Genomic DNA, 15,896 nt, shown 5'->3' with positions numbered 1-15,896 from the left:
CGCGCTGCTGCCCGTCCTGTGGTTGCGCACCACCGTGATCCCTCCCCCGGGCGGGCGCTGTCGCCCCCGCCGTTCCGTACGGCTCCACGGTGAATGCAGACGGGTCGGGGCAGCAATGCCCGACTTTGGGGGTGCCGCGACGGTGACCGCCCGGGCTGTACTCGACGAGCGCACCGGCATGGCGGGGGTCCGGCCGGGCGATCGGGAGGCCACGGCATGTCCAGCTCCGGGCGGTGCCTTGCCGGCGGGGTCGGGGTGATGCTCCTGCTCGCCGGCTGCGGCGGGAGCCCGGTCCGCAGCGCGCCGAGCCCGACGTCGGCCGCGGCGACGGCCGAGCCGCCCGGGGACGTCCACGCGGACCTGCCTGCCCCGGAGCCGGCCCCCACCGACGACGCCTCCTCCGACCAGGCCGCTCTCGACACCGCCGTCACGGCGCTGAGCGCCTTCACCCGCCCCGACCTCGAACCCGAGAGCTGGTGGACCGCGCTCTCCCCGCTGCTCACCCCGGCGGCCGCGGCCGCCTACGAGGGCACGGACCCCCAGCAGGTTCCGGCGTCGGCGGTCACCGGCCCGCCGCGTGGGAGCCCCGACTCCAGCGCCTACCTCGCCACCGTGCTCGTGCCGACCGACGCCGGGGAGTACGCCGTCCTCCTCGTGCGCGAGGGCGGCGGCGCCCCGTGGCTGGTGGAGCGCTTCACGCCGGTGGACGCGGCCGCCCCCTCGGCGTCCGGGGCCCTGCCCCCGCCTCCGGACCCCGCCCCGCCCGCGGAGCCGGCCCCGTGAAGCGCACCACGGTGGCCGCGGTGCTGGTCCCTGTCGTCGTGGCCGGCGGGCTCATCACGGCGACCCTGGCCCTCGACGAGAACCCGCAGGCGGGCGCCTGTGACCCCGTCGGCACGTCGGTCACCGTCAGCGGCGTGCCGGCCGGTCCGGTCGCCGGGTGGTCCGGAGAGCAGCTGGTCAACGCCGCGCTGATCCTCCAGGCCGGCGAGGCCCTGGGGGTGGACGCGCGCGGCCAGGTCATCGGGGTGATGACCGCGATGGGCGAGTCCTCGCTCACCGTCCTCGACCGCGGCGACGCCGTCGGCCCGGACAGCCGCGGGCTGTTCCAGCAGCGTGACAACGGGGCCTGGGGCAGCTACGGCGACCGCATGGACCCCACGGTGTCGGCCACCAACTTCTTCCGCGCGCTGCTCGAGGTGCCGGGCTGGCAGACGCTGCCGCCGACGATCGCGGCGCACCGCACGCAGCACAACGCCGACCCCTATCACTACGCGCGCTGGTGGGACGCCGCGCTCGAGGTGGCCGGCGCGCTGTCGGGGGCGGCGGTGGAGCAGCTCGCGCCGGGCACCGGCCACCTGCCCTGCACCGGGGCCGCGCCGATCCTGCGCACCACGGCCGGCCCCTGGACCTCGCCCGTCTCCGGCCGGCTCACCAGCGGCTTCGGCACCCGCGGTGACCCGACCGGGGGCGGTGCCCAGATGCACGCCGGCCTGGACTTCGGCGCCGGCTGCGACGCGCCCATCGTGGCCGCCTCCGCCGGGGTCGTGGTGCGGGCGGGGGCCGCGTCCGGCTACGGCAACCTCGTCGTCGTCGACCACGGCGGAGGGGTCGTCACCCGGTACGCGCACATGGAGGACGACGACCTGCTCGTGGTCGTCGGGCAGCAGGTGGTGGCCGGCCAGCAGATCGCCCGGGTCGGCACGAAGGGCGACTCGACCGGGTGCCACCTGCACTTCGAGGTCCTGGTGGACGGCGTCCACACCGACCCGCTGCCCTTCCTCTCCGAGCGGGGCACCGACCTGCGCTGAGCGACCCGGACGGCGGCAGGTCAGCCGGTCTGGCCGGTGGCCGCGTGCGCCCCGCCGACCACGGACGACGCGGCCCAGGTGACTCGAGGCCACGAAGGCCGTTCCGGGGTGCGGCTACGGTGACGGCGTGGCGCGGGTGGCGGTGATCGGCACCGGCCTCGGAGGGCTCGCGGCCGCGGCCCGGCTGGCCGCGCTCGGGCACGCCGTCACCGTGCTGGAGCAGGCCCCGGAGGTCGGCGGCAAGCTCGGCTGGTTCGCGCGGGGCGGGCACGGCTTCGACACCGGCCCGAGCCTGGTGACCCTGCCGCAGGTGTACCGCGACCTGTTCGCCGCGACCGGCGGACCGCTGGAGGACGCCGTCGAGCTGGTCCGGGTCGATCCCGCGGTCGCCTACCGGTTCGCCGACGGCACGCCGCTGGTGCTGCCCGGGTCGTCCGTCGAGGTGCCCGCCGCGATCGACACCGCCCTCGGCCCCGGTACCGGAGCGCAGTGGGCGGCGCTGATGGCACGCGCGGCGGCGATGTGGCGGATCACCGAGCAGCCGTTCCTCCGCTCGCCACTGGCCGGTGCGGCGACCCTGGCCCGGCTGGCCCGCAGCGGCTCCGACGTGGCGACCGTCGCGCCGTGGCGCACCCTGCGCGGCCTGGCCCGGGCGCACCTGCAGCACCCCCACCTGCGCACCCTGCTCGACCGCTACGCCACCTACTCCGGGTCGGATCCGCGGCGGGCTCCGGCGGTGCTGGCCACCGTTGCCTACGTCGAGCAGGCGTTCGGCTCCTGGTACGTGCGCGGCGGGCTGCGCCGGCTGGCCGAGGCGGTGGCCGAGCGGGCCGCCGACCGCGGTGCCCGGATCCGCACCGGATCCGCCGTGGAGCGGGTGCTGGTCGAGGGCGGCCGGGTGGCCGGGGTGCGGCTGGCCGGCGGGGAGGAGCTGCGGGCCGACGTCGTCGTCTGCGGTGCCGACGCCGCGGGCCTGTACGCGGGCCTGCTGCCTCCGCACCGGGCCACCCGGCGGGTCCGCCGTCACCTGGCCCGCAGCACGCCGTCGCTGTCGGGCTTCGTGCTGCTGCTGGCCCTGTGCGGGCGCACCGCCGGGTGGGCGCACCACACCGTGCTGTTCCCGGAGGACTACGACGCCGAGTTCGACGCGGTCTTCGGCGTCGGCCGCTTCCGCGGGGCACCGCAGCCGGCCCCCGACCCGACGGTGTACATCAGCTCCCCCGACGACCCTGCGACCCGCCCGGACCCCGACAGCGAATCGTGGTTCGTGCTGGTCAACGCCCCCCGGCACGACCCCGGCCGCGGCGTCGACTGGGACACCCCCGGGCTGGCCGACCGGTACGCGGCGCAGGTCCTCGACACCCTGGCCCGCCGGGGACTCGACGTCCGGGACCGGCTGCGCTGGTGCGTGGTCCGGACGCCGGCCGACCTCGAGCGGGACACCCGCAGCGTCGGCGGGTCCATCTACGGGACGTCGAGCAACGGCACCCGCGCGGCGTTCCTGCGCCCGGGAAACGCCGGGCCGGTGCCGGGCCTGTTCCTGGTGGGCGGCTCCGCGCACCCCGGCGGCGGGCTGCCGCTGGTCGCCCTGTCGGCCGAGATCGCCGCAGGGATGATCGGCCCGGCGTGACGCCCTCCGGCGGACGTCGTCAGCCGCGGGCGGCGCCGAGGCCGAGCAGCGCCGCCAGGCCCAGGGCGCTGCGCGGTGCGTACGCGCTGCGCCACAGCCCGCCGTGGGCCGCCGCGTGCGCCTCCTCCTGCCACGGGTGCTGCTGCGCCGGACCGCCGCCGGTGTGCAGGTCGTGGACGAGCATCGCCGCCATGAGCACGTTGGAGGTGGCCGGCTCGAACACCTCGACACCGAACCGGTGGGCACCGGCGTAGGCCGCCGCCAGCGCCCTGTTCTTCACCACCGACCGGGTGCGCGTCGGCGGGGCGACGTTCATCGAGACGGTGCCCCCGGCCGCCCGGGCCACGGTCGCCCGCCACCGTTGCAGCCGTTTGGCCAGGGCGTAGTTCGGGCCCTGCTGCGCCACCAGGCTGTCGGCGATGCCCGGGTCGCTCCCCGGGACGTAGGCGCGCCGCAGCAGCCGGCCGGCCGACAGGGTGCGCAGCGGCCGGCCGAGGAGCTTGGCCGCCCGGGAGCGGTCTGCGTAGGCGCGGGCGGAGCGCTCGACCGCGGCGGCCGGGACGGCGAAGACGTCGGTCGGCGTGGCGAGGAAGGCCAGCGCGAGGTCGGGCCGGGCCTCGGCCAGCCGCAGGGTGAGCGCGTCGACGGCCATCGAGACCCGCACGTTGGTGGCGCCGTCGGCGTAGACGTAGTTGCCGAGCACGGCCCGGCCCGGCAGCCCGGCCGCCCAGTCGGCGACGGCGGGGACCTCGGCGATCAGGTCCGCCCCGGCGCGGGCCGGGTCGGCCTTCCCCGGGTCCTCCGCGCTGTCGCCGGTCACCGGCAGCAGCAGCGTGCCGGCTCCGCGCCGGGCGGTGTCGAACACCCGCTCCCACAGCGCCGCCCGCGGCAGGTCGACGCCGGCGACCCGGGCTCCCCAGCGCAGCAGCGCGGTCAGCGGCCCCATCTCGGCGCCGGCTCCCAGGACGACCACGGTCGTGCCGGGCAGCGAGAGCCACTCCGGGTGGGCGGCCACGGTGCGCACCGCCTCGGCGCAGGACGGCTCGACCACCCCGGCCTCGACCCAGGCGTCGAGCCTGCGCTGCAGCGCGTCACCGCGCAGCCGTCCGCCGTGGAACGGCAGCGACAGCTCCCGCTCCGGCTCGCCGGTGCCCGTCACCTCGGCCGTCGCCAGGGGCCGCCCGGGCGGTGCGGTGGCGAGCGCGCCCAGGCCCGTCTCGCCGGCCGGCCCGGCCACCCGCATGCGCGCGTGCAGCGAGGCCAGCCCCGCCCCGGCGATGGCCAGGGCGTCCTCCCGGGACTCCAGCCCCGCCTCGACCAGCCGGCGGAAATGGGTCAGGTACCCGGCCCGCCAGTTGGTCTCCTGCTCCGCGGCGCGCGCCCCCGGTGGGTCGACCGGGCGCAGCGCGTCGGCGACGACCGCGCGACCGAGCGTGGCGGTGCTGCGCCGCCCGTCGGGCCCGGCCGGGAAGACGACGCCGGTGTCATCCATCAGCCGACGACCGGCGGCACGGGGTGGACCGGCGCCCCGGCCTCTAGCCAGCGCAGCAGGATGCGGGCGCCGAAGCCGGTGCCGCCCTTGACGATCTCGGCGTCGTCCGCGCCGGCCCGCGCCGGCCCGGCCACGTCGAGGTGCGCCCACGGCAGGTCCCCGGCGAACGGCTTGAGGAACAGCGTGGCCGTCGTCCCGCCCGGGTTGCCGGGCGCGTTGTTGGCGTCGGCGACGGCGCTCTCCAGCAGGTCCGCGTACTCCTCGGCCAGCGGCATCCGCCACACCGGCTCCCCGGCGTGCGCCGCGGCGGTGCGCAGCGCGTCGGCCAGCCCGTCGGTGGTGGCGTAGAGGCCGGCGGTGCGGGTGCCGAGGGCGACCTTCATCGCCCCGGTCAGCGTCGCCACGTCGACCAGCACGGTGGCGCCGAGCGACAGCCGGGCGTGGGCCAGCCCGTCGGCGAGCACCATCCGCCCCTCGGCGTCGGTGTTGAGCACCTCCGTCGTCCGCCCGCCGACGTGCCGGACGACGTCGGCAGGCCGGTAGGAGGACCCGGACACGGCGTTCTCCGCGGCCGGGACGACGGCGGTCACCGCGACCGGGAGCGCCAGCCGGGACGCGGCGTCGAGGGCGGCCAGCACGGCGGCGCCGCCGGCCATGTCGGTCTTCATCTCGCGCATGCCGGCGGTGGGCTTGATGGAGAGCCCGCCGGTGTCGAAGGTGATGCCCTTGCCGACCAGGACCGGGTGGCCGGGGCGGGCGCCCGGCGGGCGGTAGCTGGCCACGATCACGCGGGGCGGACTCGCCGAGCCGCCGCCGACGGCCAGCACGCCGCCGAAGCCGCCCTCGGCCAGCGCGTCGGGCTCCAGCACGCTGACGGTCACGTGCGGCCGATCCGCCAGGCGTGCCACCGCCTGCTCGGCCAGCCAGGCGGGGGTCTTCGTGTTGCTGGGCGTGTTGATCAGGTCGCGGGCCCAGGTGACGGCCTCGCCGGCCGCCTCGCCCGCGCGGGCGGCCGCGGCGACGGCCGGGTCGGCGCCGTCGGCGGCGACGATCGTGACGGTGGCCAGTCGCGGGGGCTGCCGCCGCGAGGTCTCGCGGAAGCGGTAGCCGGCCAGCAGGGCGGCCTCGACGGCGGCCCGCACCTCGTCGGCGCCGGCGGGCGCTGCCGGGCCGTCGACCGGCAGCACCAGGCGGCGGGCGCCGTGCTCGGCGAGGGTCTGGGCGCGGCGCACGGCGACCCCGACGTAGCTGCGCAGGTCCGGCACGGTCCCGTCGCCGGTGCCGACGGCGACCAGGCTGCGCGGCCGGCGGCCGGGAACCGGCAGGTTGGTGATCGCGCCGGGCTTGCCGGTATTGCCCGTGTCGCGCAGCGCGCCGGCCAGCAGCTCGGCGTCGACCGGCGCACCGGCGCCGGTGGCCCAGCCGGGCAGGGCACCGCCCGCACCGACCGGTACGGCCAGGACGTCGTCCTCGCCGAGCTCCGGGAGGGTGGTCAGGACCTCGACCCGCGGCAACGGCGCGGCCCCGGTCACCGGCGTGCTGCCGGCGGCCGGGGCCGCGTCGCCCTGAGCGGGGCTGCCCGGGGGCAGACTCGCGGGGATGTTCAGCTGGTCGCGCCCTTCAGTGCCTCCGACAGCGCCGCGGCCTCGTCGGGCGACAGCTCGACGACCAGGCGGCCGCCACCTTCGAGCGGTACGCGCATGACGAGGCCGCGCCCCTCCTTGGTGACCTCCAGGGGACCTTCACCCGTGCGCGGCTTCATGGCCGCCATGCGTGCCTCCTTCGCCCGGCCACCCGCCGCCCGGTCGACTGCGGTGTGGCTTGTCGTCGATCAAGAATCCTCGCACCTCATGATCCCGTATCCGCGGCTCAGGTCCAAGCCGAGGCGCCGTCAGGGGGTCGCGCGGAAGCAGCCGGCGACGTGGTCGTCGACCATCCCGGTGGCCTGCATGAGGGCGTAGGCGGTCGTCGGGCCGACGAAGACGAAGCCGCGCCGCTTGAGCTCCTTGGCCATGGCGGCCGACTCGGGAGTCGTCGCCGGGACGTCGGCGAGGGTGGCCGGCCGGGGGCGCGGCCCCTCCGGCGCGAAGGACCACAGCAGCGCCGAGAGCCCCTCCGGGAGCTGCTGCGCGGCGCGGGCGTTGCGCACCGCGGCGCTGATCTTGGCGCGGTTGCGCACGATGCCCGGGTCGGCCATCAGGCGCGCCTGGTCCTCCTCGGTGAACTCCGCGACCGCGTCGATGGAGAAGCCGGCGAAGGCGGTGCGGAAGGCGGGCCGCTTGCGCAGGATGGTGATCCAGGACAGCCCCGACTGGAAGGCCTCCAGGCTGAGCCGCTCGAACAGGGCGTCGTCGCCGTGCAGCGGCGTGCCCCACTCCTCGTCGTGGTAGGGGACGTACTCGGGGGCGCTGTTCCCCCACGCACACCGGACGCGGTCCACGGCGGAGCACGTTAGCCCGGCCCACCGACACCGGGCGGGCCGGTTCAGGGCACGGCGGCGTCGACGTCGGTCAGCTCGGAGCGGTGGGTGCGGGCCGGGCTGCGCCGGGTGGCGAGCACGCAGCCGAGCAGGATCAGCGGCAGGCCGACGGCGAGGCCCAGGGTGAACGACTCACCGAGCAGCAGCACGCCGAGCACCACCGCCACCGCCGGGTTGAGGAAGGTGATGACCAGCGCCCGCTGCGGCCCGACCTCGCGGATCAGCGCGAAGAACAGCGCCATCGCCAGCGCGGTGCAGACCACGCCGAGCGCGGCCAGCGACACCAGGGCGGCGGCGGAGGCCTCCCCCACCTCGTCCAGCCGGGGGACGGCGAAGGGCGCGTAGACCACCGAGGCGACGGTGAGCGCGATCGCGCTGGCCGCCGCCCCGGGAACCTCCGGCAGCGCCCGGCTGACGACCAGCGGCCCGGTGGCGTACCCGATGATCACCAGCCCCACCGCGACGATCGGCAGCAGCTGGGCGCCCTCGATGTCCAGACCGAGGAGCAGGGCGATCCCGACGACACCGAGCCCCATGCCCAGCAGCCGCGCGGGGGTGAGCCGGTCCTCCTCGCCGACCAGGCGCCCGGCCAGCGCCGCGACGAACGGCACCGCGGCCACGAGCAGGCCGGTCAGCGAGCTGGACAGCGACTGCTCGGCGTAGGACAGCAGCAGCCAGGGGCCGGCCATCTCCAGCCCGGTGAACAGCAGCAGCGCCCGCCAGTGCCGCAGCGCCGGGCGCAGCCAGCCGCGGGCGATCACCCAGGGCAGCAGCAGGGCGGCGCCGAGCACGCAGCGCCCGAAGACGACGAGCACCGGGGACAGCTCCTCGACGGACACCTTGATCAGCAGGTACGGGACGCCCCAGATGACCGACATCGCGAGGAACAGCGCCCAGCCCCGGCGGCTCATCGTCCCCCGCGGCGCACGCTGCACGGCCTCACGGCCGACATCCTGCACCTGCCCCGGCGGGCGAAGCGGACCGGCTCAGCCGGGGTGGGACTCGGCGAACGCGGCGAACCGCAGCAGCGAGCGCCGGATGCCGGCGACCACGACCGGCTTCGCCAGCACCCAGCCGAGCCGGCCGAGCAGCCCGAACGGGAGGTGGAGGCGCTCGGTCCAGATCAGCGCGGACCGCTCCCCGCGGGGCTCGATCTCGAAGATCCCCGGCCCGCGCACGATGCGGCCGGTGTGCTGGATCACGACCCGCCGCGGCGGATCCCACTCGGTGACCACCATCGTGTCCAGGACGCCGAGGTGCCGGCCGCGTCGCCACGGCAGGCCGGTGCGGGCGGCGAGCCGGCCGCCCACGCCGGTGGCCGGGCCGCCGACGGTCTCCACGTCGGTGAGCAGCATCCACTCGCCCTGCCGCGTCCAGTCGGTCAGCGCGGCCCACACCCGTTCCGGGGGCGCGAGGACCTCGATCGTCTCGGTCAGCTCAGGCATCGGCGTGCGCTCCCTTCCCGCAGGGTGGCGTCCCGTCGGCGGGCCGGGCCTCCTGGCGCGGCGCCGGTCCGGCATCGGCCACCCGGGCCCGCAGCGCGGCGATCTGCTCGTCGCGGTCCTCGATCGTCTGCGCGAGCTGCTCGAGCAGCCAGTCGACCTCCGTCATCCGGTAACCCCGGACCGTCACCGAGATGCGCAGGCCGCGGACGTCGTCGGCGGTCACCGGCCGGTCGTCGGGCAGCTCGACCGGTGACCGGTCCAGGTCCGCCGGGGGCTCGCTCTCGCCGCGCCCGAGCAGCAGCGAGCCACCGAGGAAGAGCAGCCCTCCGACGACCAGCACGCTGAGGACGACGACCAGGAAGGAGAGCACGTCAGGCGTCGCTCGGCCCGGTGTCGGGCGGCAGCGCCCGCATGCCACCACCGGAGTCGTGGTCGGCCTGCCGGGCCGCCTCTGCCTCGCAGACGACCCGGACGACGTCGTTCACGTCGTCGGTGACGGTGAACAGGTCCAGGTCGGTGGGGTGGATCGTGCCGGCGAGCGCCATCGTGTTGCGGATCCAGTCGATCAGGCCCGACCAGTACTCGGTGCCGTAGAGGATCACCGGGAAGCGGGTCACCTTGCGGGTCTGCACCAGGGTGAGGGCCTCGAACAGCTCGTCGAGGGTGCCGAAGCCGCCGGGCAGGATCACGAACGCCTGGGCGTACTTGACGAACATCGTCTTGCGGACGAAGAAGTAGCGGAACGAGATGCCGACGTCGACCCACTCGTTGAGGTCCTGCTCGAACGGCAGCTCGATGCCCAACCCCACCGACAACCCGCCGGCCTCCGACGCGCCCCGGTTGGCCGCCTCCATGGCGCCGGGGCCGCCGCCGGTGATGACCGCGTAGCCGGCGCGGGCGAGTGCCGCACCGATGCGCACCCCCGCCTCGTAGTGCGGGTGGTGGCGCGGGGTCCGGGCGCTGCCGAACACGCTCACCGCGCGGGGCAGCTCCGCCAGCAGGCCGAAGCCCTCGACGAACTCGGACTGGATACGCAGAACACGCCACGGATCGGTGTGCACCCAGTCGGTGGGCCCGCGCCGGTCCAGCAGCCGCTGGTCGGTCGTGGTCCCGGCGAGGTGGGCGTCGGGCTCCCCACCGCGGAGGGTCACGGGGCCGCGGTGACGGGTGGGCCGGGGACGGCGGCCCTCGGTGGGCTGTGCGGTCATGCTGAGCTCCCGGAGAGGTAGGCGACGAGCGCGTCCTCGGCCGGCTGCAGCCGCTCGACGACGACGTGCTCCTCGCGGGTGTGCGCCAGCTGCGGGTCGCCGGGGCCGTAGTTGACGGCCGGGATGCCGAACGCAGCGAACCGGGCGACGTCGGTCCACCCGAGCTTGGCCCGGGCCGGCCGGCCCACGGCGGCGACGAACGCCGCGGCCGCCGGCTCGGACAGGCCGGGCAGGGCGCCGCCGGCGTTGTCGACGACGGTGAGCGTGGCGCCGGCGGCCACGGCGTCGGCGAAGACCTCGCGGACGTGCGCCTCCGCGGCGTCCTCGTCCCGGTCAGGGGCGTAGCGGAAGTTGACCGTCACCCGGCAGCAGTCGGGGATCACGTTGCCGGCGACCCCGCCCTCGATGCCGACGGCGTTGAGCCCCTCCCGGTAGACGCAGCCGTCGATCTCCACCTCGCGCGCCCGGTAGCCGGCGAGGGTGTCGAGGATGCCGGCGGCCCGGTGGATCGCGTTCTCCCCGAGCCAGCTCCGGGCGCTGTGCGCGCGCCGGCCGGGCACCTCGAGCACCGCCCGCAGCGTGCCCTGGCAGCCGCCCTCGATCTCTCCGTCGGTGGGCTCCAGCAGGACCGCCAGGTCGCCGTAGAGCCAGCCGCGGCGCTCGCGGGCGACCCGGCCGAGGCCGTTCTTGACGGCCTCGACCTCCTCGTTGTCGTAGAAGACGAACGTGAGGTCGTGCGCCGGCTCCGCGCCCGGGACGCCGAACCGGCCGGCCAGCCGGAGCATCACCGCGTCACCGGCCTTCATGTCGCTGGTCCCGCAGCCGTAGAGGCGGCCGTCCTCCAGCCGGCTGGGCAGGTTGTCGGCGATCGGCACGGTGTCCAGGTGCCCGGCCAGCACCACGCGGGTCGGCCGGCCGAGGTTGGTGCGGGCGAGGACGGCCTCGCCGACCCGCTCCACCTCCAGGCCGCCCAGCCGGCGCAGCGCCGTCTCGACGGCGTCGGCCAGCGCACGCTCGGACCCCGACACCGAGGGGGTGTCGACCAGCGCCCGGGTGAGGGTCAGGACGTCGGCGGACAGGTCCAGGACGGGCTGGTCGGTCACGGTTCCCGAGCCTACGGGCGCCGTCGGTGGGCGGACGCCGCAGCGCGCGGGGACGCCGGACGTGCACCTCCCGTTCACCCATGAGCGCCGTCGGGGACCCGGCCCGCGTCGTCCGGTCCCTCGCCGACCCGGTCCGAGGCCCTCGGTAGCGTCGTGGGCGTGACTGCCGCCGCCCCGCTCTCCGCCGTCGCCACCGGCCTCGCGACCGTGACGCCCTCGGGCACGGTCCTCGACTGCTGGTTCCCCGAGCCCCGGCTCGGCGCGCCCGAGGGCGCAACCCCCGGGACCACCCGGTTGAACGCCCTCGAGCTGGCCGGTGAGCTGGGCCCCGACTACGGCGGGCTGGTGCGCACGGACGAGGTCCGCGAGGTCGAGGTGATCGCCGTCCGGACGGTCATCCCGGATCTGTCCGCGCCGCCGGTGGACACCCACGACGCCTGGCTGCGGCTGCACCTGCTCTCGCACCGGCTCGTCCGCCCGCACGGCGCGGACCTGACGGGCATCTTCGGGCTGCTCACCAACGTGGCCTGGACCAGCGCCGGCCCGGTCGAGGCGGCGACGTTCAACCTGCACCGGCTGCGCGCGGCCCACGGTCAGGTCACCGTCTTCGGGGTCGACAAGTTCCCGCGGATGGTCGACTACGTCATCCCCTCCGGGGTGCGGATCGCCGACGGCGACCGGGTCCGGCTGGGCGCCCACCTGGCCGAGGGGACGACGGTCATGCACGAGGGCTTCGTCAACTTCAACGCCGGCACCCTGGGCCCCTCGATGGTCGAGGGGCGGATCAGCGCCGGGGTGGTCGTCGGCGCCGACAGCGACATCGGCGGCGGCGCCTCGATCATGGGCACCCTCTCCGGCGGCGGGAAGCAGGTCATCTCGATCGGCTCGGGCTGCCTGCTCGGCGCCAACGCCGGCATCGGGATCTCCCTCGGCGACAGGTGCGTGGTCGAGGCCGGCTGCTACGTGACCGCCGGCTCGCGCGTCACCCTTCCCGACGGTTCGGCGGTCAAGGCCGCGGAGCTCTCGGGTCGCGACGGGCTGCTGTTCCGCCGCAACAGCGTGAGCGGCGCGCTGGAGGCCCTCCCGCGGGACGGTGACTGGGGCGCGCTGAACGCCGAACTCCACGCCAACTGAGGCCCCTGCAGGGCCCCGCCGCGAGGCTGCGAGTGGTGGGGGGCAGGGGGTCCTTCGACTAGGCTCGCCGCACCCCGGGCGGACCGAGTCGAGGAGACGCCGGTGGCTGAGTCGCGGACCAAGATCCTGCTCGACGAGTCGCAGATGCCGACGCGCTGGTACAACGTCGTGCCGGACCTGCCCGCACCGCCCCCGCCCCCGCTGCACCCGGGGACGCTGCAGCCCGTGGGCCCCGACGACCTCGCGCCGCTGTTCCCCCTGGACCTCATCGCCCAGGAGGTCAGCACCGAGCGTTTCGTCGACATCCCCGGCGAGGTCCTCGACGTCTACCGGCTGTGGCGGCCCTCCCCGCTGTACCGCGCGCACCGGCTGGAGAAGGCCCTCGGGACGCCCGCCCGGATCTACTACAAGTACGAGGGCGTCTCCCCGGCCGGCTCGCACAAGCCGAACACCGCCGTGCCGCAGGCCTACTACAACGCGAAGGCCGGCGTCCGGAAGCTGACCACCGAGACGGGGGCGGGCCAGTGGGGCACCGCGCTGGCCTTCGCCGGCGCCCTGTTCGACCTCGAGTGCGAGATCTGGATGGTCGGCGCCTCCTACGACCAGAAGCCGTACCGCCGCACCATGATGGAGACCTTCGGCGCGCGCGTGCACCGCTCACCGTCGGACCTCACCCAGGCGGGCAAGGCCATCCGGGCCGACGACCCGGAGCACCCCGGGTCACTGGGCATCGCGATCAGCGAGGCGGTGGAGGTCGCCGGCCAGGACCCGCAGACCCGGTACGCCCTCGGCAGCGTCCTCAACCACGTCCTGCTGCACCAGACGATCATCGGCGAGGAGACGCTGCTGCAGTTCGAGGCCGCCGGGGAGACGCCCGACCTCGTCATCGGCTGCACCGGCGGCGGTTCCAACTTCGGCGGGCTGGCGTTCCCGTTCCTGCGGGAGAAGCTGGCGGGCCGGATGTCGCCGGCGATCCGGGCGGTCGAGCCGGCCTCCTGCCCGTCGCTGACGCGCGGCGTCTACGCCTACGACTTCGGCGACACCGCCGGCACGACCCCGCTGCTCAAGATGCACACCCTCGGCCACGGGTTCGTCCCCGACCCGATCCACGCCGGCGGCCTGCGCTACCACGGGATGTCCCCGCTGCTCTCGCACGTCTACGAGCTGGGCCTGCTGGAGGCGCTCGCCCTGCCGCAGACCGAGTGCTTCGCGGCCGCCGTCCGCTTCGCCCGGACCGAGGGGATCGTCCCGGCTCCGGAGCCCGCGCACGCGCTGGCCGCCTGCATCCGCGAGGCGCTGGCCTGCCGCGAGTCGGGCGAGGAGAAGGTCATCCTGACCGCGCTCTGCGGGCACGGGCACCTCGACCTGCCGGCCTACGACGCCTACCTGTCCGGCCGGATGGTCGACGAGGACGTGACCGAGGAGCGGCTCGCTCCCGGCCTGACCGGGCTGCCGCCGGTGCCCGCCGGGGCCTGACCCGCCCGGTGCCCGACCGGCCGGGTCAGGTCAGGTTGGCCGGCTGCTCGGTGGGCACGTCGAGGTGCTGGAGCAGCGCGCCGACGAACTCGTCCGGCCGCTCCACGTGCGGTGAGTGCCCCACGCCGGCCAGCACGACCTCCCGGTAGGCACCCCCGGCGGCCGCGTACCGGTCGAGCACCGCCCGGGTCTGGGTGACCATGGGCTGCGGCGGGCACAGCTCGGCCCCCGGCCAGCCCGGCACGGCACCGAGCGCCCCGAGCTGCGCCAGGTCGAACACCGAGCTGTCGGAGACGATCGCGTCGGCGTCCCCGCGGATCCACAGCACCGGCGGCTTGCCGTCGACCTCGGTGATCCCGGAGAGGTCGAGCACGGTCGGTGCCATGGTGTTGAGCACGCCGCGTCCGCCCGGCGCCAGCCCCGGCCAGGCGTCGCTCGGCGCGGTGTCGCCCGGGTAGTGGTCCTCGCCGGTGCGGGTGCTGAGCATCGCGGCCACGAAGATGTCCTCCAGCTGCGGGTCCAGCGGCAGCGCGCCGGGCGCGACGTAGAACGCCCGAAGGATCGACCGCGGGCTGGTCGGGTGCTCGGCCGAGGTGTCGCCCCGGGCCAGCGCCGCCACGAACTCCGGGTTGGCCGCCCCGCCACCCGAGCCGGCGCCGTCCTCGGACAGCCGGCGTCCCTCGGGGCCCGCGGTACCGCCGAACCCGTAGGGCGAGACGGGCGCGACCAGGGCCACCGACGCGACCCGTTGCGGCGCGTCGAGCAGGTGCTGCAGCACGACCGCCGCACCCATGCTCCAGCCGACCAGGTGCACCCGGTCCAGGCCGAGGGTCTCGACCAGCGCGGCCAGGTCGTCGGCCCAGTCCCGCACCCCGCGCCGGGCATCGACGGGCAGCGGATCGGAGTCGCCGTAGCCGCGCAGGTCCACTGCGAGCGGGCGGATCCGCCCGGTGCCGGCCAGCGCCAGCATCGGCTGCTGCCAGAACAGGGACGAGCTGACGTTCCCGTGCACGAACAGGACGACCTCGCCGGAATCCGCGGCCTCGACCTGCAGCACGTTCTGCACCAGTCGCGGCGTGCGGACGCGGGTCGCGGTGACCCCGGGCAGCAGCAGGTCGGCCATGGGCGCTCCTCGGCAGGGGGGGGCACACGGTAGCGATCCGCACCCGCCGGGGACAGCCGTCCACCCGGGGCGTGACGCGACGCACATGGGCGTGCTCGCTCAGTGCTCATACCGTGGGAGTGATGGCTACTGCGCAGACGGTTATCCGCCCCGCTGTCAAGCGACACGCCGGACACTTCGCCCCCATTTCTCCGCTGCTGCCCCGTGCCGAGCGGGCCTTGCAGCGGTCGGGCCGGGCCGTGCAGCGCTCCGCCAGGGCCGCGTGGGAGTGCACCCGGACCATCTGGTGGCCGGCGCTCCTGCACGCCGTCCGGACCGGCCTGCGCGAGTTCGGGACGGCGTGGTGGGCACACCTGGCCGCCAGGCCGACGCTGCTGCTGGGCCTCGCCGTGCTGGTGCTGACGCCGTGGACCGCTCGCGCCATCGGCGTGAGCGCCTCCCCCGGCGCCCCGGCCGCCCCGGCCGCTCAGGCGGCGCCGCCCGCCGAGGCCGCCCCGCCCCCAGCGGCGCCCCCGGAGGCGCCCCCGGATGGGCCGCCGTGCCCGGTGAGCACCCCTCCCCCGCCCCCGCCCGCCGGGTTGACCGGCGAGCAGATCGGCAACGCCCGGGCCATCGCCCAGGTCGCCCGGGACCGAGGCCTGCCCGAGCGGGCCGTCGTCATCGCGCTGGCCACGGCGCAGCAGGAGTCCAAGCTCGTCTCGCTGCCCTACGGTGACCTGGACTCGCTGGGCCTCTTCCAGCAGCGCCCCTCGCAGGGCTGGGGCACCCCGGAGCAGGTGCAGGACCCCGTCTACGCGGCGGCGAAGTTCTACGACGGGCTGGTGCAGGTGCCGGACTGGCAAGCCGGCCGGCTGACCGACGTCGCGCAGGCCGTGCAGCGGTCGGGCTACCCGGAGCTCTACCAGCAGTGGGAAGGCCTGGCGACGGACCTGGCGGCCAGCCTGGCGCCGCCCGCGGCGCCCTCCTGCCCCTAAGCCGGGCCGGCCGCGGGCCCC

Annotated in this window: 16 protein-coding genes; 6 read left to right on the top strand and 10 right to left on the bottom strand. The window is 76.1% G+C overall.

Annotated elements, in window-relative coordinates:
• Window positions 1–216: 216 nt before the first annotated feature.
• The 3 genes from BMZ50_RS14700 (at window position 217) to BMZ50_RS14690 (ending at window position 3,441) form a co-directional block, all read left to right on the top strand.
• Complete coding sequence (locus tag BMZ50_RS14700) at window positions 217–783, top strand: hypothetical protein (RefSeq protein ID WP_091325892.1); 567 nt, start codon at window positions 217–219, stop codon at window positions 781–783.
• Window positions 780–1,811, top strand: coding sequence for a M23 family metallopeptidase (locus tag BMZ50_RS14695; RefSeq protein ID WP_091325890.1), 1,032 nt, complete (start codon window positions 780–782; stop codon window positions 1,809–1,811). The genes BMZ50_RS14700 and BMZ50_RS14695 overlap by 4 nt, the downstream gene beginning before the upstream one ends.
• Before the next feature lie 127 nt (window positions 1,812–1,938).
• The gene (locus BMZ50_RS14690) at window positions 1,939–3,441 is read left to right on the top strand and encodes a phytoene desaturase family protein (RefSeq protein WP_091325888.1); all 1,503 of its coding nucleotides are present in this window, start codon (window positions 1,939–1,941) and stop codon (window positions 3,439–3,441) included.
• Between the two features lie 19 nt (window positions 3,442–3,460).
• Here the strand turns inward: BMZ50_RS14690 and BMZ50_RS14685 are convergent, their stop codons facing one another.
• From BMZ50_RS14685 to dapE, 9 genes are all read right to left on the bottom strand, one after another.
• A complete protein-coding gene (locus tag BMZ50_RS14685; RefSeq protein WP_091325886.1) occupies window positions 3,461–4,933 on the bottom strand; it encodes a hypothetical protein in 1,473 nt (490 codons plus the stop codon).
• Window positions 4,933–6,465 carry a leucyl aminopeptidase family protein gene (locus tag BMZ50_RS14680; RefSeq protein WP_245753655.1) on the bottom strand — a complete coding sequence of 511 codons (1,533 nt, stop codon included), beginning with the start codon at window positions 6,463–6,465 and terminating at the stop codon, window positions 4,933–4,935. The genes BMZ50_RS14685 and BMZ50_RS14680 overlap by 1 nt, the downstream gene beginning before the upstream one ends.
• Window positions 6,466–6,536: 71 nt before the next feature.
• Complete coding sequence (locus BMZ50_RS14675) at window positions 6,537–6,704, bottom strand: DUF3117 domain-containing protein (RefSeq protein ID WP_012947303.1); 168 nt, start codon at window positions 6,702–6,704, stop codon at window positions 6,537–6,539.
• A 120-nt stretch (window positions 6,705–6,824) separates the two neighbouring features.
• Window positions 6,825–7,373 carry a DNA-3-methyladenine glycosylase I gene (locus BMZ50_RS14670; RefSeq protein WP_091325885.1) on the bottom strand — a complete coding sequence of 183 codons (549 nt, stop codon included), beginning with the start codon at window positions 7,371–7,373 and terminating at the stop codon, window positions 6,825–6,827.
• 44 nt (window positions 7,374–7,417) lie between these two features.
• Window positions 7,418–8,347 (bottom strand): DMT family transporter, encoded by a 930-nt coding sequence (locus BMZ50_RS14665; protein ID WP_245753654.1) that lies wholly within the window; start codon window positions 8,345–8,347, stop codon window positions 7,418–7,420.
• Between the two features lie 51 nt (window positions 8,348–8,398).
• The gene (locus BMZ50_RS14660; protein WP_091325882.1) at window positions 8,399–8,857 is read right to left on the bottom strand and encodes an SRPBCC family protein; all 459 of its coding nucleotides are present in this window, start codon (window positions 8,855–8,857) and stop codon (window positions 8,399–8,401) included.
• On the bottom strand, window positions 8,850–9,227 hold the full coding sequence (locus tag BMZ50_RS14655) for a DivIVA domain-containing protein (RefSeq protein WP_091325880.1): 378 nt from the start codon (window positions 9,225–9,227) through the stop codon (window positions 8,850–8,852). The genes BMZ50_RS14660 and BMZ50_RS14655 overlap by 8 nt, the downstream gene beginning before the upstream one ends.
• A 1-nt stretch (window position 9,228) precedes the next feature.
• On the bottom strand, window positions 9,229–10,065 hold the full coding sequence (locus BMZ50_RS14650) for an LOG family protein (protein WP_091325878.1): 837 nt from the start codon (window positions 10,063–10,065) through the stop codon (window positions 9,229–9,231).
• Entirely contained in the window at window positions 10,062–11,168 is a 1,107-nt protein-coding gene (gene dapE, locus BMZ50_RS14645) for a succinyl-diaminopimelate desuccinylase (RefSeq protein WP_091325877.1), read from the bottom strand. Before dapE ends, BMZ50_RS14650 begins: the two co-directional genes overlap by 4 nt.
• 159 nt (window positions 11,169–11,327) lie before the next feature.
• On the opposite strand from dapE, the gene dapD reads away from it, so the two are divergent.
• Together dapD and BMZ50_RS14635 are read left to right on the top strand one after the other, a co-directional pair.
• Window positions 11,328–12,302, top strand: coding sequence for a 2,3,4,5-tetrahydropyridine-2,6-dicarboxylate N-succinyltransferase (gene dapD, locus BMZ50_RS14640; protein ID WP_091325952.1), 975 nt, complete (start codon window positions 11,328–11,330; stop codon window positions 12,300–12,302).
• A gap of 102 nt (window positions 12,303–12,404) precedes the next feature.
• On the top strand, window positions 12,405–13,778 hold the full coding sequence (locus tag BMZ50_RS14635) for a TrpB-like pyridoxal phosphate-dependent enzyme (RefSeq protein ID WP_091325874.1): 1,374 nt from the start codon (window positions 12,405–12,407) through the stop codon (window positions 13,776–13,778).
• Window positions 13,779–13,803: 25 nt separating this feature from the next.
• Here the strand turns inward: BMZ50_RS14635 and BMZ50_RS14630 are convergent, their stop codons facing one another.
• Window positions 13,804–14,901, bottom strand: a complete 1,098-nt coding sequence (locus BMZ50_RS14630) for an alpha/beta fold hydrolase (protein WP_091325873.1) — start codon at window positions 14,899–14,901, stop codon at window positions 13,804–13,806.
• Window positions 14,902–15,023: 122 nt separating this feature from the next.
• Here BMZ50_RS14630 and BMZ50_RS24230 point away from each other — a divergent pair, with 122 nt between their 5' ends.
• The gene (locus BMZ50_RS24230) at window positions 15,024–15,875 is read left to right on the top strand and encodes a hypothetical protein (protein ID WP_177212796.1); all 852 of its coding nucleotides are present in this window, start codon (window positions 15,024–15,026) and stop codon (window positions 15,873–15,875) included.
• Window positions 15,876–15,896: the final 21 nt, after the last annotated feature.

This window comes from Geodermatophilus ruber, assembly GCF_900114385.1.
GTDB classification, from domain to species: Bacteria; Actinomycetota; Actinomycetes; order Mycobacteriales; family Geodermatophilaceae; genus Geodermatophilus; species Geodermatophilus ruber.
Note: the sequence above shows the minus strand (reverse complement) of the source record. Positions and strands in the feature narration are given on the sequence as shown.

Coding starts and splice junctions, on each gene's coding strand:
- BMZ50_RS14700 (WP_091325892.1), top strand. CDS start 217: ATGTCCAGCTCCGGGCGGTGCCTTGCCGGCGGGGTCGGGGTGATGCTC.
- BMZ50_RS14685 (WP_091325886.1), bottom strand. CDS start 4,933: ATGGATGACACCGGCGTCGTCTTCCCGGCCGGGCCCGACGGGCGGCGC.
- BMZ50_RS14675 (WP_012947303.1), bottom strand. CDS start 6,704: ATGGCGGCCATGAAGCCGCGCACGGGTGAAGGTCCCCTGGAGGTCACC.
- BMZ50_RS14660 (WP_091325882.1), bottom strand. CDS start 8,857: ATGCCTGAGCTGACCGAGACGATCGAGGTCCTCGCGCCCCCGGAACGG.
- BMZ50_RS14650 (WP_091325878.1), bottom strand. CDS start 10,065: ATGACCGCACAGCCCACCGAGGGCCGCCGTCCCCGGCCCACCCGTCAC.
- BMZ50_RS14630 (WP_091325873.1), bottom strand. CDS start 14,901: ATGGCCGACCTGCTGCTGCCCGGGGTCACCGCGACCCGCGTCCGCACG.
- BMZ50_RS24230 (WP_177212796.1), top strand. CDS start 15,024: ATGGCTACTGCGCAGACGGTTATCCGCCCCGCTGTCAAGCGACACGCC.